The organism is Paraburkholderia sp. EG286A (assembly GCF_040965375.1).
GTDB lineage: Bacteria > Pseudomonadota > Gammaproteobacteria > Burkholderiales > Burkholderiaceae > Paraburkholderia.
In genome coordinates this window covers 1-18,163 of the sequence record NZ_JBFRCB010000011.1, presented here as the reverse complement: position 1 = coordinate 18,163, position 18,163 = coordinate 1, and the positions used below count along the sequence as shown (strand labels likewise).

At 62.2% G+C, this 18,163-nt stretch carries 16 protein-coding genes; 7 read left to right on the top strand and 9 right to left on the bottom strand.

Annotated elements, in window-relative coordinates; translation table 11 throughout:
• Positions 1–527 precede the first annotated feature (527 nt).
• Both AB4Y35_RS36405 and AB4Y35_RS36400 read right to left on the bottom strand, forming a co-directional pair.
• Positions 528–2,201 (bottom strand): NRAMP family divalent metal transporter, encoded by a 1,674-nt coding sequence (locus tag AB4Y35_RS36405; RefSeq protein ID WP_368708233.1) that lies wholly within the window; start codon positions 2,199–2,201, stop codon positions 528–530.
• Between the two features lie 119 nt (positions 2,202–2,320).
• Positions 2,321–2,473, bottom strand: coding sequence for a hypothetical protein (locus AB4Y35_RS36400; protein WP_368708232.1), 153 nt, complete (start codon positions 2,471–2,473; stop codon positions 2,321–2,323).
• Between the two features lie 868 nt (positions 2,474–3,341).
• Here AB4Y35_RS36400 and AB4Y35_RS36395 point away from each other — a divergent pair.
• Complete coding sequence (locus tag AB4Y35_RS36395; RefSeq protein WP_368708231.1) at positions 3,342–3,917, top strand: cation:proton antiporter; 576 nt, start codon at positions 3,342–3,344, stop codon at positions 3,915–3,917.
• A 21-nt stretch (positions 3,918–3,938) separates the two neighbouring features.
• On the opposite strand, the gene AB4Y35_RS36390 is transcribed toward AB4Y35_RS36395, so the two are convergent.
• The 3 genes from AB4Y35_RS36390 to AB4Y35_RS36380 all read right to left on the bottom strand — a co-directional run bounded on the left by AB4Y35_RS36390 (position 3,939) and on the right by AB4Y35_RS36380 (position 7,363).
• Entirely contained in the window at positions 3,939–4,151 is a 213-nt protein-coding gene (locus AB4Y35_RS36390) for a hypothetical protein (protein WP_368708230.1), read from the bottom strand.
• Between the two features lie 1,286 nt (positions 4,152–5,437).
• Positions 5,438–7,102, bottom strand: a complete 1,665-nt coding sequence (locus AB4Y35_RS36385) for an Nramp family divalent metal transporter (RefSeq protein WP_368708229.1) — start codon at positions 7,100–7,102, stop codon at positions 5,438–5,440.
• A gap of 111 nt (positions 7,103–7,213) precedes the next feature.
• Positions 7,214–7,363, bottom strand: a complete 150-nt coding sequence (locus tag AB4Y35_RS36380; protein ID WP_368692036.1) for a hypothetical protein — start codon at positions 7,361–7,363, stop codon at positions 7,214–7,216.
• A gap of 1,386 nt (positions 7,364–8,749) precedes the next feature.
• Between AB4Y35_RS36380 and AB4Y35_RS36375 the strand changes: the two genes are divergently transcribed.
• A complete protein-coding gene (locus tag AB4Y35_RS36375; protein ID WP_368708228.1) occupies positions 8,750–10,285 on the top strand; it encodes a carbohydrate porin in 1,536 nt (511 codons plus the stop codon).
• Between the two features lie 224 nt (positions 10,286–10,509).
• Here the strand turns inward: AB4Y35_RS36375 and AB4Y35_RS36370 are convergent, their stop codons facing one another.
• The 4 genes from AB4Y35_RS36370 to AB4Y35_RS36355 all read right to left on the bottom strand — a co-directional run bounded on the left by AB4Y35_RS36370 (position 10,510) and on the right by AB4Y35_RS36355 (position 13,161).
• Positions 10,510–11,418, bottom strand: a complete 909-nt coding sequence (locus tag AB4Y35_RS36370) for a copper resistance D family protein (RefSeq protein WP_368708227.1) — start codon at positions 11,416–11,418, stop codon at positions 10,510–10,512.
• Positions 11,418–11,792, bottom strand: a complete 375-nt coding sequence (locus AB4Y35_RS36365; protein WP_368708226.1) for a copper resistance protein CopC — start codon at positions 11,790–11,792, stop codon at positions 11,418–11,420. Before AB4Y35_RS36365 ends, AB4Y35_RS36370 begins: the two co-directional genes overlap by 1 nt.
• Entirely contained in the window at positions 11,789–12,694 is a 906-nt protein-coding gene (locus AB4Y35_RS36360; protein WP_368708225.1) for a hypothetical protein, read from the bottom strand. Before AB4Y35_RS36360 ends, AB4Y35_RS36365 begins: the two co-directional genes overlap by 4 nt.
• A gap of 152 nt (positions 12,695–12,846) precedes the next feature.
• Positions 12,847–13,161 carry a DUF2946 domain-containing protein gene (locus AB4Y35_RS36355; protein ID WP_368708384.1) on the bottom strand — a complete coding sequence of 105 codons (315 nt, stop codon included), beginning with the start codon at positions 13,159–13,161 and terminating at the stop codon, positions 12,847–12,849.
• On the opposite strand from AB4Y35_RS36355, the gene AB4Y35_RS36350 reads away from it, so the two are divergent.
• The 5 genes from AB4Y35_RS36350 to AB4Y35_RS36330 all read left to right on the top strand — a co-directional run bounded on the left by AB4Y35_RS36350 (position 13,048) and on the right by AB4Y35_RS36330 (position 17,405).
• Complete coding sequence (locus AB4Y35_RS36350; protein ID WP_368708394.1) at positions 13,048–13,296, top strand: hypothetical protein; 249 nt, start codon at positions 13,048–13,050, stop codon at positions 13,294–13,296. The genes AB4Y35_RS36355 and AB4Y35_RS36350 overlap by 114 nt on opposite strands.
• Positions 13,297–14,076: 780 nt before the next feature.
• Entirely contained in the window at positions 14,077–14,859 is a 783-nt protein-coding gene (locus tag AB4Y35_RS36345) for a hypothetical protein (protein WP_368708224.1), read from the top strand.
• Positions 14,860–14,897: 38 nt separating this feature from the next.
• Complete coding sequence (locus tag AB4Y35_RS36340; RefSeq protein WP_368708223.1) at positions 14,898–15,350, top strand: hypothetical protein; 453 nt, start codon at positions 14,898–14,900, stop codon at positions 15,348–15,350.
• Between the two features lie 55 nt (positions 15,351–15,405).
• Positions 15,406–16,071 carry a response regulator transcription factor gene (locus AB4Y35_RS36335; protein WP_368708222.1) on the top strand — a complete coding sequence of 222 codons (666 nt, stop codon included), beginning with the start codon at positions 15,406–15,408 and terminating at the stop codon, positions 16,069–16,071.
• Positions 16,047–17,405 (top strand): sensor histidine kinase, encoded by a 1,359-nt coding sequence (locus AB4Y35_RS36330; RefSeq protein ID WP_368708221.1) that lies wholly within the window; start codon positions 16,047–16,049, stop codon positions 17,403–17,405. Before AB4Y35_RS36335 ends, AB4Y35_RS36330 begins: the two co-directional genes overlap by 25 nt.
• Positions 17,406–18,163 lie beyond the last annotated feature (758 nt).

Below are 18,163 nucleotides of genomic sequence, written 5' to 3'. Positions count from 1 at the left end.
CTACCGCGCGAGCGGTTTAGTCCTTCGCCCAAGAAGCGGCGTTCGGCATGTATTGTGTACTCCACAGGGAACGACTCCCACTCGCCTGAGAGAAGTCATCCACTTGCCGGCTATCGGCTGCGTAGGGCGTTACTTAGGCAGTATTTCCCATAGACGAGACAGTGGGCCGCCCCGCCATTCTGCGGTCCGTTCGCAGAAAAGACGTCCACCGCGGGCTGCGCTACGTTTGTTGTGGTTATCGAGCAATTTCGATCGGCAGCCAGAAAAGTCGCGACCAGGACCAGGGCCGAAACCACGGATATCTCAAGAATGTGCTTTTTCATCATCGACTCCTGATGCGGTAACCCGTAGCCGAACCACGTCCGGCGACCGCGCGACGCGCCCTTCCAACCGCCTTGGTCGTAGTCCCCTGCACGAGCGGAAAGCTCTCAGATGCAGCTCACGACCGCCCCGGAACTGCTGCCCGATGGCCTGGTGGAGATGCGCTGCCCGCGAGCCAATTAACGGACGGTGCCCGGATTTTCTGGCTATTTAAGAAACATCAGTTGCGCGACTTTCACGATCACGAGCGCAACCGCGATCAACAGGTAGCCGCGCAGTACCCCCATCCAGATCCGCTTGGCGAGAGTCAGTCTGGGCGGTGGCAATTCGTCGAGCGGCGGCATGCGCCACCAACGGCGTGCGTCTTCCGGATACACCTGCGGCTCGCCGCCGACTTCGTCCCTGGGTTCACGATGCAGTCTTCGAATCCCAACCGTGACCAGATAGCCCACGACCGCCAACACAGTGCCGCTCGCGAGCACCTTTAGTATGGTTTCTCCACTCATAACGGGATACATCACAGATGCGGTCAGGATGACTGACAGCATCACCAGCACCCAGATCACCGCGCCCGTGAAAAGGTTCACCTTCTGCGAGTTAGCCCATGGACCGAGTACCTCCCGGTCATTGCACAGGAGTAGCAGGAACACAGTTGCGCTTGGCAGCAGCACACCTGCGAGCGACTGCACGGCCAGCGTCAGCAGACCAAGCGGGCTTCCAGGAATCAGGACCAGCCCCGCCGACCCAGCGACAATTCCGAAATACACGAGATAAAAGCCCTTTGCGGCAAACACGCTGCGATGCAGCGAATGGCGAATCCTGAAAACGTCGCCGATGGCGTAGGCCGTCGACAGCGACACGGACGCCGCGCCGATGATCGCGGCGTCGAACAGAGCGACGGCGAACAGCGCCGCCATCGTCCAGCCGGCGTACTTCTCCAGACCGGCGATAACGCCACCTGCATCCGTAAAATTGCCGAATTCAGGCTTGCCAGCGAACAGTTCCGCGCAGAAGGCCATCATCGCGACCGCGCCAATCATCACGAACACGATGCCGATCCACAGGTCAGCCCGTTCATACCGGATGAAGCGCGGCGTAATGCGTTTGTCGACCACGTAGCTCTGCTGGAAAAACAACTGCCACGGAGCGACCGTCGTCCCGACGATGCCTATCACGAGCAGCATGACGTCGGAAAGCTTCGAATGAGCGGGCCATCCCGGAACAAGGAGGTCACGCGTCATCTGCCCGACCGGCGGGTGGATCGACACCAGCACCGGCACCAGCAGCAGACTCAGCACGCACAGCACCATCGCGAAGCGTTCGAAGCGCCGGAGGTTTCCCGTGCTGACGGCCGCCATCGTCAGCGCCGCGGCAATGCAAACGCCGGCGAGTCTCGAAAAGCCGAAGAAGTCGAGCACGAACGTAATGCCGATGAACTCGGTAACGATCGTCAGTGCGTTCAGCAGAAAGAGATCAATGATGCTGAACGCGCCCCAGAAGCGGCCAAAGCGCTCGAAAATCAGGCGCGCGTGCCCCACTCCGCTCACGGCGCCCAGTCGCAGCACCATTTCCTGGTTCACGTAGAGTACCGGCACAAGTAGCAGGAGTGTCCATAACAGCGCGGTGCCGTAGTTCTGTCCCGCCTGGGTATAGGTGGCGAAAGCGCCCGCATCGTTGTCACCCACCATCACGATGAGCCCTGGGCCGAGAATGACCAGAAGCGTGCGCAGACGCGCCCACCAATGGGTTCGGGGCGCTACGTCGTGGCGTGCGATGGTGCCCAACGCACCGGTTATGTCGCCAAGATGCGCTTCGTCCAGGACCGCACTGCGCTCCAGCACGCCGCCGGCCGACGATGCGCTTTCCGTCTGGATTGACATGCTGTTTCTCCCCGATGTTTCGAGTTACTGAAACGCAAATGCCCGCCTCCGAAGAACGCGAGCGAGCGAATCGCGACGTGAACGCATCGCCCGCTTCTGCCGAAGGCGAGTGCCTGTATTTACGCAACAAACTGCGAAATAAGCGCCATCACCCGCTTCCAGAAAGTAGCGAGCCGGTGGGACTCCCGGAACTGGAGCGACAGCATCGCGTCGTACTGGACGCGCGCTTCATCAATGTGTGGCAGGTTGGATAGAAGCAGGCCGAAAATCATGATGTTTCTCCGTGCGCCTGGCGTTGACGCATCAGCGCGGATAGCCGACGGACACGAAGAAGGTGCGCCTCATGGACGCCCTAACCGTCTGCTAACCGCTATCTCCAGTGGGTTGATGAGGCGGTGGCATAAGGGACAACTGTCACTTGCTGGCATTGAGACTCCTCCTCGTTGCCGGGCACGGCCGGCGCTTTGTGCCTATGACGTTCCCACGCGAACGAACGCATGCTGCGAGCGGAATGTTCGCAGCATGATGCCAAGCGAAGCGCACGCAAACGCGGCACCTGCATGGCGCTAATCATCAAGGTGCACGGGAGGTATTACCAGGACGCGCACCGCCTGCCGGACGGCAGGACGGTGGCCAAAAACAGGCGCCGACGCCCTGCGGACTCAGGCAGGAAGACCGTTCGAAGATCGACAACTACTGGTGTCCAAGGCATCAGCCCCCTTTAGTGAAGACTCTTATAGTCTAGGTTTATGAATACGGGTCGTCAACGTGATTCGTTCAGCACCACGAACCTGTACTTCGCACAAGCAACTGCCGGAATCAGGCCTTCCACAACCCGACCCACGATGGTCGCAGATACCTATTTATCGCTCCTTTTGCCACCGACGCCGACCTTGCCGCGCCCGACCTTGCGATGCGGTGCAGAGGGGCGCAGCCTGTTCCTGGCGCCAGTTGCCAACGAGACGTGCTCGGCAGGGTAGCGGGTCGTTCTGTGCGATACGGCCTGACAGGCGGGACCGCCCGGATCGATGCGTTTGATAGCTGACATGGACTCGAGCCTCTAGAATAGCAACCGGGGCCTTCCCCTGAATCAGGCCAGACGCAGCGAAACTACTGTACCCCTCGATCGGAGCCGTCCGGATGGACTTTAACGTCGGCCTCTTTGAAGTCCTGTTGCTCGTTTCGGCAATGGTGGCAATGCTCGCGCGGCGCTTGCACATGCCGTACAGCGTCGGTCTGGTCATCGCTGGGGTCGCCCTATCGCTCCTGGCCTCTTCCCGATTTCCCGTTATCCCCCTCAACGAAGATTTCATCTACAACGTGCTGCTGCCACCGCTGATTTTCGAGGCGGCATTTCACATGCGCTGGGGTGAAATTCGCAGGGACTTTGCCGTAGTCCAGACGTTAGCTATCGTCGGTGTACTCATATCGGCCGGCGTAACGGCAATGGGCATGCACTACCTGTTGCACTGGGAATGGATTTCCGGCCTGCTCTTCGGCATGTTGATCGCCGCCACGGATCCCGTCTCTGTCCCTGGCGAGTTTCGGGGAGGCTGGTGGGGCGGCGCGCTTCAGACATTTGACGACAGGAGACGCAGGAGGACTCACCAAGGCTTGACCTTCATGAAAATCGGCTTGAATGTTCCATCCGCATCCAACAAACCGACATTCAGCACGTACCGTGTACTGCTAACGACTACTCCCACACACGCCTGAGAAACGCGACCCACTTACTTGTTATCGGCCGCGTAGCGCGTCGCTGAGACAGTATTTCCCATAGACCAGGCAGTGGAACATTCCATCACTCGGCGGTGCATTTTCAGAAAAGACACCTGGAACGACCTGCGTCGCGTTCGTTGTGGTTACCGGACCATTATGATCAAAGGACTGGAGAGCTATGACGAGGACCAGGGCAAAAACCATGCGTATCGGGTGAATGTGCTTTTTCATCTTCGACTCCTGATGCAGTAGCCCGGAGCGTCCTGGCAACGTGCGGCCGAGCAACGCCCAATCCACGTCACTGAGCGGCCTGTTACGCTACGTTCGGCAGATACACGCGTGAAATGACCTTCTGGCCGCCATGGAGTTAGTCGACTGCACGGGCAGCAGACGCATGTACCTCGGCGCACCGTCTGCGCTTCCAGTCACTTCATTCCGGTACGGATTCGGCATCTGCGCCGATCAGCCGGCGCTGGGTACGCTGTTTTCCGTGCTGCTGCGAATCGCCACCTGTTCCAGCCTGGATGCGTGCCGACGGTCGCCTTGACCTCGGCACGCGACGGGCCGCGTTTTCAGTTATCTGTACGCGAGTGTGATCGCTCAGGCCTGCGTACCTCAGGTAGTTCAGTAATACGGTGCGGGCTGGGACCTCCGAGGTGTTCAAGCAAGCGCGGCGGCAGAATTTCCATCCCAAAGGCAGCGGCATCACCTCGATCCCTCAGTGCTGCCAGCGAGCAGGCACAAAGCCAGATCGAAGGATCTAATAATGCAGCACAAAATTCGCGAAGCTCGCCCCCCTTCTTCGTTTGCAGCGAACTTGTGTCCTGTAATCCACGCTGCAACTTCGTATGGCGTTGAGCGCACATAAGACCTCCTCGTCGATATGTCCGGTGCATGCTTTAGCCGCTATTGCCGCCTCCTCGGCCTGTCCGGACCAAAGAGAGTCTCGATTCAGAAATGAGGCGCTAAGCGAACTGTGTGCGAATTCCTTCCTTTTACAGCTATCACGACTCAATCCGCAGGCGCTGCAGCAGCGCGCGGCCGGAATCCGTTAGCCGCACGATGATCCACCCAGGCGCACGATTCTGGGTTTCTACAAGCTGCCGGGTCTGCAGCGCTCGCATGTTCGGGTCGAGTGTCTGTACCCGCTTTGCCCCGTTCGCCAGCGTTAGCAAAGTCCCAACTTCATGGTGGCTGAGCATCGAAGTCCCCCAAATGGAAACATGTCAAGGACGCAGCAGGAAACTTCCTTCACAAGCCTGTTCGCACCATGCTTTAAAGGGTTTTTAAGAGGAACATTGCCCAGCTGATTCTGGATTGCGGGTGACTCGCCGTCTTCGCCGTTTCGATTTCCGTCAGACATCGGTGAGAGAATTCAACGAAGCGGGAATTCGAGCACAGACGGTTTTCCAGCAGGTTGAAGGCGCAGCATGTATGCCCACGTGTGTGCGCGAGCGCGCAAATTCGTGCGCCGAGCGTTCCTGAAATCGGGCAGACGCGCGCCTGCCCCATTTGCGTTAGTGAATGGCCATCATCTGCACGACCTTCACGATGACGAGACCCACCGCGACGACGAGATAGGTGCGCAGCACACCCATCCACACACGCGTCGACAATGTCAGGTGCTGCGGCGCCGGCAGGTCTTCGAGCGGCGACATGCGCCACGTGTTGCGCAACTCCTTGAGCGCTGGCTTGTTGAGCGGCAATGCATCCTGGGTGACATCCGCGCCGCGCGACTTGCGCGAGAGTTCCGCCGCGGCGTACACGGCCACGGCAATTCCACAGCCGCCCACGAGAATCTTGACGATCGCCGCGCCGCTGATGTCCGGAAACACGGTGGCCGCCGTCAGGATGATTGACAGCACGACGAGCACGGCAATCACTGCACCCGTGAACACGTTCAGCTTCTTCGAATTCACCCACGGGCCAAGCACCGCTTTGTCATTGCAGAGCAGCAACAGGAACACCGTTGCGCTCGGCAGCAGCACGCCAGCCAGCGTTTGCACAGCCTCGGTCAGGAGGCCAAGCGGGCTGCCGGGTATCAGCACGAGGGCGGCCGCGAGCGCGATGATGCCGAAGTAGACGAGATAGAAACCCTTCGCGTCGAGCACGCTGCGGTGCAGCGAGTGCTTGACCTTGAAGACATCGCCAACCGCATAGGCCGTCGATAGCGAGACCGCGGCAGCGCCGATGATCGACGCATCGAGCAGCGCGACGGCGAAGATCGTGGCCGACGTCTGTCCGACGTATTTGTGCAAACCTGCAATCACGCCACCCGCGTCGGTGAAGTTGCCGAACTCGGGCTTGCCGTCAAAGAGCGCGGCGGTGAAGGCCATCATCGCCACAGCGCCGACGATCACGAACGCGATACCGATCCAGAGGTCCGCCTTTTCGTACTTCATGAAGCGCGGCGTGATGCGCTTGTCGATCACGTAGCTCTGCTGAAAGAATAGCTGCCACGGCGCGACGGTCGTGCCGACGATGCCGATCACGAGCAGCATCACATCGGAGAGCTTCGAATTCGCCGGCCAGGTCGGCACGAAGAAGTCACGCGCGATAACGCCCACAGGCGGGTGAATCGAAACGAGCACCGGGATGAGCAGCAGACTCAACAGGCACAGCACGATCGCGAAGCGTTCGAAGCGCCGGAAGTCGCCCGTACTGACCGCCGCCATCGTCAGTACCGCGGCGATGCAAACGCCGAGCACCTTCGAGACGCCGAGAAAGTCGAGCGCAAACGTAATGCCGATGAACTCGGTGACGATCGTGAGCGCATTGAGCAGAAAAAGATCGATGACGCTGAAGGCGCCCCAAAACTTGCCGAAGCGTTCGAAGATGAGGCGTGCGTGACCGACGCCGGTCACGGCGCCGAGGCGCAGGACCATCTCCTGGTTCACGTAGAGAACCGGGATCAGCAGCGCGAGCGTCCAGAGCAGCGACGTGCCGTAGTTTTGCCCGGCCTGCGTATAGGTGCCGAAGGCGCCGGCGTCGTTATCACCGACCATGACAATGAGGCCGGGGCCGAGAATGGCCAGCAGCGTGCGCAGGCGCGCCATCCAGTTGCTGCGAGGGGCGGTGTCGTGGCGGGCGATCGTGCCGAGGGCGCCTTTGATATCGCCCACGTGCGCGTCGTCGAGCACGGCACTCCGACGTTGCGTGAGGTTTGCGGGAGCGGTAGACATTTTTAGTTATTCCTTGGCAGTGCTGCTTGAAATCGATGATTGAGGCGTGGCACTGCCCTGCCACCGCCGGTATTGATGCAGTGGGCAGACAGTCGGCCACGCCCGGCCGTGTCAGCGAGCGAGCTGTTTGAGCGCCGTCCAGATGGCAGCGACTACGCCGGTCGATGCGTGCGAACGGGCGTCGAGCGCGAGCATGCCGTTGTAGTGCGAGCGAGCTTCTTCGACGTGCGGAAGTTGCGAAACGAGGAGTGCGAAGTGCATGGTGCTTCCTCCAGTAACTTGAAACGTGGCGCCTTTGACCAGGCCTGCTCTCGTTTCAGTTCACGCGCGCCGATGCGCTCGGGCGTGATGGAGGAACGTGTGCGGCCAGATGTCAGGCGAAGTGAGCGGCGTTCGGCGAGAACGCGTGCTGTGTCGTACAGGAACAAGGCTCAGGGTCGGGCATCGTAAACTCCTCTTTCATTTGGGTCCGGTTCATGTTTGACGGACGTGTTTAACCGCACGCTAGCTCCGGCACGCAATTGCGTGCGCGAAAACGGCGTGAACGAGCGGCGGTGCGAGCCAATGGCTCGACGCGCCGGGTCGCGTTGACGAACGTGCGTGACAGCACGCGCGTCAACGACGGCGGCCAATCGAAGGGATGCGCGGGAGAAACTGCGGAAGCTACTGCGGCGCGCACCGTCTGCCTGCTGGCAGGACGGCGGCTAAGGAAGAATCCAGGCGGGCGTCGTGCCGGTCAGGCAGAAAAACGATTCGAAGGTCGACTACTACAACTATCCAAGGCAAATGCCCCTTTCGTGAAAACACGCGAATTCTAGTGACGACGCGCAAGCCGAGTCAACGACTATTTCAAAGATTTTTCTTTCGAATCTGTTACTGCGGTGGATGCAAATCATTCGCATAACTCTTCGTTTCGTTTTCATACAACGGAGACCGTTGCGCGCGGATGTCCGTTCGATATCCCTTTTGAAGCTACTAAGCACTGCGTGACATTTTCCGCTTGCACGTTCACAGAGGGCGCGCATAGAATCCGCCCTGTCTTAGAAACAGGAGAGTCCTTCGTGGACGCAAGCTCTAGTAGTCGATCTTGTACGCCGGCGTGTGCCGGCACCCAGACTGCAATCGCGCGTTAGCGACGCCGGACTTTCCTTCCTGCCGCTGACTCCGATTGTCGGGTCAGCGCGCTTCTTCTGGACCGCCTCTGCGGTCTCACTGTAGCTCGCTCCCTTTTTTGCTTAAGAAAACCGACAGCGCTTGACTGCGCTGACGGCGTGTCGCTTATCGAACGTTGCCCGGTCTCGCTGGGCTCGACGGGAGTTGAACCATGCATATCGATCGCTTTCTCCGCGTCTCACGGACTTACCTGCGTGCGACGCTGGCCGTCTCACCGCGCAGCGACCTTGACGGACCAGGCCAGCTCTGGGGACACCCAGGTGCCCGCCCAGCAAACACGGTGCAACGCGACACATCGGTCTCGGCCCTCTGGACCACGTCAAAACGTAACACCGGCAGTACATCATGGCCGGCCTGAGCGGGCCGTCGCGAGTACGACTCCACAAACCTGCCGCCTTGTGGCGAGTTGACGCCGAACACCTTCCTGCCTCGGCGTCGCTCATTCATCAGTTTGTTTCCCAGAAGAAAGCAAAAATGATCTCCTTTGGCACGCCTTCACAAAACGACAATGGCATCGGCACGCGACGCCTCCTCCACCCGTCCTCGCGCATTAAACCGGTCTGCGCCACCGCGGTGCTGTTAATTGCGCTGGCCGCCGGCACAACCGATCCGGCTTACGCACAGTCGCAGTCACCCGCTCCCACATCCGCGGACCAGGACCCTGCGGCAGCCACGAACGCCGATGCAAACGCCGCGCCAGCCGACGCCGCCCCGACCGGACTCTGGGAGCGCTCGAACCTGCTCGGTGACATGGGCGGACTGCGCACGTTCCTGGGCGACCACGGCGTCACGTTTAACGCGCAGGAGACAAGCGAGCTTTACGGTAACTTCTCCGGCGGTCTTTCGAAGGGCGCTTCATACAACGGCGCCACACAATTCGGCCTCAACGTGGATACCGACAAGGCGTTCGGCCTCAAGGGCGGCACCTTCTTCGTCGATGCCTTGCAGATTCACGGACACGGCATCACGGCAGCACGCCTGAATGCGCTGCAGGCCGTGAGCGGCGTCGAGGCGGAAGCGTCGACGCGTTTGTGGGAACTCTGGTACCAGCAGGCGTTCGGCGACAGGTTCGACGTCAGGATCGGCCAGCAAAGCCTTGATCAGGAATTCATCATCAGCCAGTACGGCAGCACATTTGCGAACGCGACATTCGGCTGGCCCGTGCTGGCCGCCACCGACCTGCCTGCGGGCGGCCCTGCTTACCCGCTGTCGTCGCTTGGCGTGCGCCTGCGGTTCAAGCCGAGTGATTCGATGACGATTCTCGGCGGCATCTTCGACGGCAACCCCGCGCCGGGCAACGGCGACCCGCAGCAGCTCAACGCCAGCGGCACCCAGTTCAACCTGCACAACGGTGTCATGATGATCGGCGAGGTCCAGTACGCGATCAACCAGCCGCCGGCAGGCGGATCCGGCGCGACGCAGCCGGGCGGCCTGCCCGGCACCTACAAGCTGGGCTTCTGGTACAACAACAATCACTTCGCGGATCAACACCTCGATACAAACGGCATCTCGCTCGCGAGCCCTGCGTCGAATGGCGTGCCGGCGACGCATCGCGGCAATTTCAGCATATATGCCGTTGCAGACCAGATGGTGTGGCGCCCGAGTGCCGGCAGCCCGCAATCGCTCGGCGTCTTCACGCGTGTGATGGGCGCGCCGGGCGACCGAAACCTGCTCGACTTTAATCTCAACGCGGGCGTCGTGCTGAAAGCGCCGTTCAAGGGCCGGGACAGCGACTCGGTCGGGCTCGCTGTGAGCTACGCGAACGTCAGCTCGAGCGCGAGCGCGCTCGACCGCGACATCGCAACGCTCCAGACGCCGGGCTACCCCGTGCGCTCGGCGGAAACGGTGATCGAAGCGACGTACCAGTATCAGGTTGCGCCGTGGTGGATGTTGCAGGGCGAACTCCAGTACATCTTCCATCCGGGTGGCGGCATCCCCAATCCGAACAACAGCGGTGCACGCATCGGCAACGAGGCCGTGGCCGGACTGCGGACGGTCGTGACGTTCTGATGGTGTGACGCTCTGCGACGCCCCGGCCTGCCAGCATTCCGCGACCAGGCCGGGATATACGGTCACTAAAACGACGCGCGCGCTCGGTAAATGGTCATGATTGGTTGAGGACGACTGTGCACAACCGATGACCATCAGTAGTGGCAGATTTCCTACAACCATCGGCGCGAACGCTGCCCATGGCTCACATCAGCCTGCCTACATTCGCCAGCAGGCTGACTTCGTCAGCCGCCCATTGGCGGCGTATGTCCGAGCACGGCCGCGCTCGCGAGAACGCCCAGCATAACGAGCGCTTCGACCATCAGCCAGCCGTCGAACCGCGCTTGTGTGGCCGGGAATCCCGGGCGATCTTGCAGAGCCTCGGCGCGCAGATCGGGCAGGACAAAAAGCCGGTTCCAACCGCCGATCGCCACAGCCGCGGCGACGCACGCAAGTTTCACCGCGAGTATCCTGCCCCAGTCCATGCTGAAAAACGGCGCGCTCGCCTGCGCGGTGTCTTGCATCACATTGAAAAAGCCCGTGACCATCACGACGACGAGCGCCATCGTCGCGAGATGCGACAGGCCGGAGCGGAAGGCTGCCGCTTGCCCGGGCGTTGGGTGGGCGGTCTGCGCGCGCCGGCGCTGCACGGCCGCTGCGACGATCACGCTGCCGGCCCATAGCGCCGTCGCACAGAGATGCACGACATGGATCGCTTCGCGCGCCGAGAAGTCACCCGAGTCAGCCGCGTGGCTCGACGCGGCCTTCCCCGCAGCCCAAGCGACAAGGCCCGCGGCGAACAGCGGCAGGCCGCGCCGGTCGGCGAGGCGGCTGACCGCCGCAAGCAGCGCGCCGACGAACCCGACCGACCACGCAATGCCGTAGTGCGACTGAGTGAGCACTGCGGCGACTGCGGGGGCGGCCTCGGCGAGCGGTGAGCCGCTCATCACGGCTGCCTGCAACCAGAGGTAAGCGACAGCCGTGAGCGCCAGCGCGATTGCGAGACCCGCCTGCCACCCGCGTAGCGTGGCCGGCGCGCCGATGCCGCTCCTCTTCTCCAGCACAGCGCACGCAAGCGAGCCGGCTGCCGTCGCGAACAGGACGTCCTGCACTGCGGCGAGGGCGATCTGCGCGACCACGAGCGGCTCCATCATCACTTCACCTTGAACGTGTAGTGCCCCTGCGTGCGATGCCCGTCCGCAGCGACAGCGATCCACGAGACCGTGTAGACACCCGGAGTCAGCGGATTCAGCGACACCGACATGTGCTTGATGTTCGACTGGTCAACCACGGCCTTGCCACTGGTGACGGCGCCGCCATGGGCGTCCGTGACGCTGATCGAACTGAAGGCCGGCTCCAGGCCATCGTCGAAATCGATTGCGACGTCCTTCTGCGAGACGGGGACGGTCGAGCCGGCCGCTGGCGCCTGATGGGTTGGGTACGCGTGCGCGTGTGCGAGTTGCGCGAGGGTCAACGTCAGCGCGGCGGCGGCGCCGCGCATCGAAAGGGAGACCAGAGCGGTTTTCATTGTCCGAAGAGCGGTTTGCCCAGAGTGTCAGGGAAGATATCGTCGAAATACACGTGAGCCTGCAACAGTATTCCCGTATGCGTACCGCTCGCGCGATTGACGGGAATCTGCGCCTCGATGCCGAACTGGCCGTAGCGGTTGATCCAGATTACGCCGGGGTTAATCGTCCCCGTCGTGTGACCTGAGCATGCGCCCGCCGTGCAGGTACTCATCGGGAATTCGACGACCGGCACCAGATTGCTGATCGGCTGGGGCAGCCCGAGGTCCTTCACCTGCGTTTGCAGGTAGGGAATGCTGTACTGGAGCGTGACGCCCCAGCCCAGCGAGTTCGGACCGTTATCGGATGACGCCGTCGTCAGGTTGGGACCAATCGTACCGGTAATCGCGAGCGGCCGCAGGTAACCGAGTGATGCCGGCAGGTCGCCGAAGCCCTTGCCGAAATAAGCGGTCGGGGTGAACGTCGAAAACGAGTTCGCAATCGATCTGGCGCCGGTACCGCCGAGTGTGGCGAGCAGGCCGACCGACGCCATGAATTCGTGCGGCGCGTTCGTGTAAACAAGATATTTGACGCCGAGCGTGAAATTGTCCCAGCCCTTCGCGCTGCCATCTGGTGAATTCAGGCTTGTGTAATTGCTCGCGATGCTGAACGCGAGATTCTTCGTGATCAGTTTGTCCCATTCGTACGACACGGTATTCACGTTCATGTCGTCGCCGTTGCTATCCGGCGTCTTGATGTGGCTGAACTCCAGGTTGAATTCGTCGCCGACGCCTGGGTCATCGACAGCCATCGTGGCGGGAAAGACCCGGTCCCCGACGACGGCATGAGCCGACGCGTCAACGGAAAGCAGGCACGACGCGAGCGCGCATAGCGCGGCGGCGGCACGTTTGGGCGTGGTTCGCATTTTCAGATCCTGATCAGATTGTCGTGACGCGCCCTGCAGGCTGCCTGCAGGCGGACCAGGAAGTCCTTGCAGGCCGCGCCCCGAAGATGCGCGACAACGCAGCGACGCCGGTCATCGGCATTGCTGGAATGGTTGAGAAACGTTGACGAAGATCAGGACCAGGTAGGGGGAGCGCGCGGCTGGGCTGGCGTCAGCACCGTATATGGACGGAACGCAGGGCCGATGAGGGGGGACGGAAAGGAGGGGCGCAGCGGCACGACGCTCGATGCGACGGTCACGCCAGGCAGGGCTGGAGAGTGTGCGAACAGTCCGCAATATGGGCACGCGTCGCACTGAAAGGACGAATCGGAACCATGGTGATGCATGGCATGCCCGGCATGCGCATCAGACGCGACTTCGACGGCCGCTTGATGGTGATGCGCATGATGGGCGTGATGCTCGACCTCTCCATACACGCCGCGCAGCACCTGCGACACCGTCGGCGCGAACACGCTCAGCAGGATGGCAAGCATCCCGAGCCAGGCACCAAGCTTCTGACGGTGGCGGTTGAGCATTGCGAATCTGCCAGACGGCAAAATAAGCTGGAGGGGAAGGAATGCTAACAGCCTGCCTGGCATTCCCAATAAGCGGAAACCCATGACCGGCATTGGCATGTAGCGGCAGCAAAACAGGCCGCCACAATGCGCAAGCGACGCAGTTTCCAAAAAAACTGCCGCCATCGGACCGAGTATGTCGCACCGCCATTGTTGACGCACCCGAGCCAGACCCGAGATAGTCGTGGGGACATTCCCCCTAATCATCCACGTTGTCCAGCGCGGGGAGCAAATGGCGCCGCGTTGGAGGGGGCGCGGCCAACTCCCGTCTCAGCTTCAACGCTCCAGAAAGTCCGCTTTCCGCTCGAATCCGGACGTATGTCTAGCAACGACGAACGTCAGCAACGGGTCGGCTACTGCCGAACGTCTGGACTTCGTCAAACGCTGAACTCCTATACCTTTTCCCAAATTCGGCGTAAGCCGCCGACGAACGACCCTGGCGAAGTGTGCCCACACGTCGTCAACGCTTACGTCGGGGGCAACAGATCAGAAGACCGCATCCGTTGTCATTGCTCGCCAGACCGCCAGGCGGCGACGTGACCTGCCCGAGGAAAAGCCCCATGTCGGACGTGCCGTCGCCGAAGTCCGGCGCCGGCGATTGAGCGCCCGTTGGCGGCGACCCACCGCAAAGTGACGAACCGGGCCAAGTCGATATATCCCACTGTTTAACCGCCCACCTGCAGTCGGTGTATGAGCCAGGAAGCGGCTCCAGAAGAACTCGGCTAAGGATCTGCTAAGTCTGAGCGATCAGACTGCAGGTCCGTCACCTGATTTCCGAGGAGTCGCCGTATGACATACACATCCGATCGACCGGCTACACGCTGGCTCAACAAGGTTCCAGCGATCACTTTCGCGTTCTGGATCATCAAGATCATGTCGACCACGGTCGGCGAGACTGGCGCCGACTTTCTAGCGGTCAACGCGGGATGGGGACAAGGCGCAACGCGCGCGCTGATGACGTCGCTGCTTGCGATCGCGCTCATCCTGCAGATGCGCACGCGCAAGTACACACCATGGATCTACTGGCTTACGGTCGTGCTCGTGAGCGTTGTCGGCACGCAGATCACCGATCTGCTCACCGACGGCCTCGGTGTCAGCCTCTACATCAGCACGGGCATATTCGCCATTGTGCTCGCGGCATTCTTCGCGATCTGGCATCGCGTCGAGGGCACCCTGGCGATCGACGCGATCGACACACCGCGTCGCGAACTGTTCTACTGGACCGCGATCCTCTGCACGTTCGCGCTCGGCACGGCCGCCGGCGATCTCGCGACCGAGGCGCTCGGTCTCGGCTTCTCGCTCGGCGCGGTGTCGTTCGGCATCCTGCTGGCTGCGGCCTACGCAGCATGGCGAATCGGTGCGAACGCGGTTCCCACGTTCTGGATCGCGTACATCCTGACGCGACCGTTCGGTGCCTCGCTCGGCGACCTGCTCACGCAGTCGCGCGACTACGGCGGATTCGGCATGGGGGCCGCTTCGACGAGCCTGCTGTTCCTCACTGTGATCGTCGTGCTCGTCGCCGTCGCGCAGGTCGGCGCGAGTAGCCGCGCGCGCGTCGAGAGCGCCGAGTGACCGTCACGTTTCTTTCAACATCGAATCGAGGTTTCTTCATGCGTTATCCAACCACGCTTTCGCGTCTGCTCGTTGCCGTTTCCGTGTGCGCTGCGCTCGGCCTCGCGGCCGGTTGCTCCAGACAGACCGGCAGCGCTGCCGCATCGACCACGGCGTCCGCCTCCGCCGCCGCACAGGGCGCTTCGCCCGCGAGCGCGTCGAAGCTCGGCGACCTCTCCCAGTTCCGCAGGATTGCGGCCGACGTGTCCGCTCTCGTTGCAAGGGGCGACCTGCCTGGCGGCAGGACACGCATCAAGGATCTCGAGGTCGCATGGGACGAGGCCGAAGCTGGCCTGAAGCCACGTGCGGCCGACGACTGGCACGTGCTCGACAAGGCGATCGACCGCGCGCTCGAAGCACTGCGCGCCGACCACCCGACGCAGTCCGACTGCACCGCCGCGATGAACGACCTCCTGCACACGTTCGACAGGCTCGCCGGCAAGACCTCGTAACGCGCATGCGGAAATCGCAGGCGCTGATTCCGGCTATCGCCCGTGGAGTGGAGGTATGCGAATACTGCTTGTCGAAGACGACCCGATGATTGGCGAAGCTGTCCAGGCTGCGCTGAAGGACGCGTCGTACGCGGCGGATCGCGTCACGGACGGCGCGCTCGCGCTGACCGCGTTCGCCACGCAGCGCTATGACCTGATCCTGCTCGACCTCGGCCTGCCCGGCCGCGACGGCCTTGACGTACTGGCCGGCATCCGCGCGAAGGGCAGCGCGGTACCGGTCATCATCCTCACCGCGCGCGACGGCCTCGACGACCGCCTGCGCGGGCTCGACGGCGGCGCCGACGACTACATCCTCAAACCGTTCGAAATGGCCGAACTGCTCGCGCGGATTCGCGTGGCGATCCGGCGTCAGGTCGGCTCGGCCGCGCCCGTGCTGAGCAACGGCATCGTGTGGCTTGACCCGGCGACACGCGAAGTCGCGGTCAGCGAGTGTACGCCGATACCGTTGTCGAACCGCGAGTTTTCGTTGCTTCGTGCGCTGCTCGTACGCCCCGGCGCGATCCTGTCGCGAAGCGAGCTCGAGGACCGCATCTACGGCTGGGGCGAGGAAGTCGAAAGCAACGCAGTCGAAGTCCTGATCCACTCGCTGCGCCGCAAGCTCGGCAGCAGTGTGATCAAGAACGTCAGAGGTGTCGGATGGATGGTGTCAAGAAACGGCTGAAAGAATCGATCCAGTTCCGCCTGTCAGTCGCGCTCTCGGCCGCGATCCTGGTCGTCGCGACCGCAGCGGCGGCCTTTTCGTTCTCGTCGGCTTACGTCGAGGCGCATGAATTCCAGGACGACGTGCTGCGTCAGATCGCGACGCTGCTCGATCGTCAGAGCGCGCCGATGCCTGCTTCGCCGACCGGCAGCGCCACACACACGCCGGAAAGCGACGAAGTACCGCGCGTGATCGTTGAACCGCTGAAACGCGACGGGGCGCCGCTTGCTGCGGGCGATCGGCGACTCGCCGGTGCAGCAACGCTGCCTGACGGTTTTCATACGCTCGATGCGGACGGACAGACGCTGCGCGTGCTGATTCACACGCTCGCGAACGGCGAGCGCATCGCAGTCGCCCAGGATGGGGGCGTGCGGGATGACACCGCGCGCGAAGGCGCATGGCGGACAGCGATGCCGCTCATCATCCTGCTGCCGATTCTGCTGCTGATCGTCGCCGATCTCGTACGCAAGATGCTGCGGCCGGTCGCGTTGTTGTCGGCCGAAATCGACGCGCGCAGCGAGCACGACCTGCGGCCCGTCCAGACCGATCACGTGCCGGTCGAGGTGCGGCCGTTCGTCGTGGCGATCAACCGGATGCTCGTACGTGTGGCGCAGTCGGTCGATGCGCAGCGGCGCTTCGTCGCCGACGCGGCGCACGAGCTTCGCTCACCACTCACGGCGATGTCGCTGCAGGCCGAGCGGCTCGGCCAGACGGATCTGCCGGTCGACGCACGCGCGCGCCTGACCACGCTGCGCGGCGGCCTTGAGCGCAGCCGCAAGCTGATCGAGCAGTTGCTCGCACTCGCAAGGATACAGGCGAAGCCAGCCAAGCCCGTGCAACCGGTGTCGATCCATGCGACCTGGCGGCGTGTGCTCGAAGATCTGATGCCACTTGCTGAAGCGAAGCATATTGATATCGGTGTCGAAGACGGGCCGGATGTGCGAGTGAGCGTCGACAGCATCGAGTTGACGACACTGATCAGGAATCTCGTCGACAACGCGATTCGCTACACGCCAGATGGCAGACGGGTCAATCTGGCCGTCCGGGAGACAGGAAGCCAGGCGCTGTTGACCGTTGCCGACAACGGCCCGGGCATCGCGCCGCACGAGCGTGCTCGTGTGTTCGACCCGTTTTATCGCATTCCGGGTAACGAGCAGATCGGCTCAGGGCTCGGACTGGCAATCGTCCGGACGATTGCCGACCGGATGGGCGCCGAAGTGAGTCTGGCACCCACCGACACGCATACGCAACGCGGCTTGCGCGTGTCGGTGCGGATTCCACCGCAGTCTCGCTGATCTCGCTGTGAGCGCACATCTTCCCGTCTCCATCAGTCCGTACCCGGGGTGTCGTCAAGATTCGGAAGTTTAAAATAACCCGGGCGGCGGGCGCTGATGGCCGCAAAGCCACGGACTTGATGAGCGGCCAATCCGCGATCTGACGTCCCCGAACAGGGAGCCGGGAAGTAACTGTGTCATGGATGAAGCCAGTATGGGTGCCTTGGGTCGGCACACACGGCACGTTACCGGGAAACGCCGTCCGGGCGGAACACCCCGGTCCGCGGCCGCCGGATTCTCTCCGCGCCGCGGAGAGAATTCTCGGCCACCACCACCGGTCACTCCGCAAGCGCGCCATCCTGACCAGAAAAGGCCGCCCTGCCGCGTGTCCCGCGCCGGGGGCGGCGACGCCCGGGCGCGCCGGGCCGCCGCACGTTCGCGACCAGTTCCGCCCTCGCCGCTCAGGAAGCCCGTCTCGCTGCCAAGCGTCCGGCCATCGGATCGATACGAGCCCGACACGTCAGGAGGTACACCACTCCCGCAGTTACCCCACTTGCTGAAGACGGGGTTTTGCACCGTCTGCCTATGTTGGGAGGTTGGGCACCGCAAGACCGTTGATATGACTCCGCTTGTCAATAGGGATCGGTTTTCGGGCTTTTTGGGTCTCATGTCATCTGAATTTCCTGAAGGCGACGTAGCAGTAAATCTCGACGGTGGATCATGCTGATATCCGCGGGTTGGTTACCGCATTACAGAAGTCCGCCCAGTGAGCCTGCCGC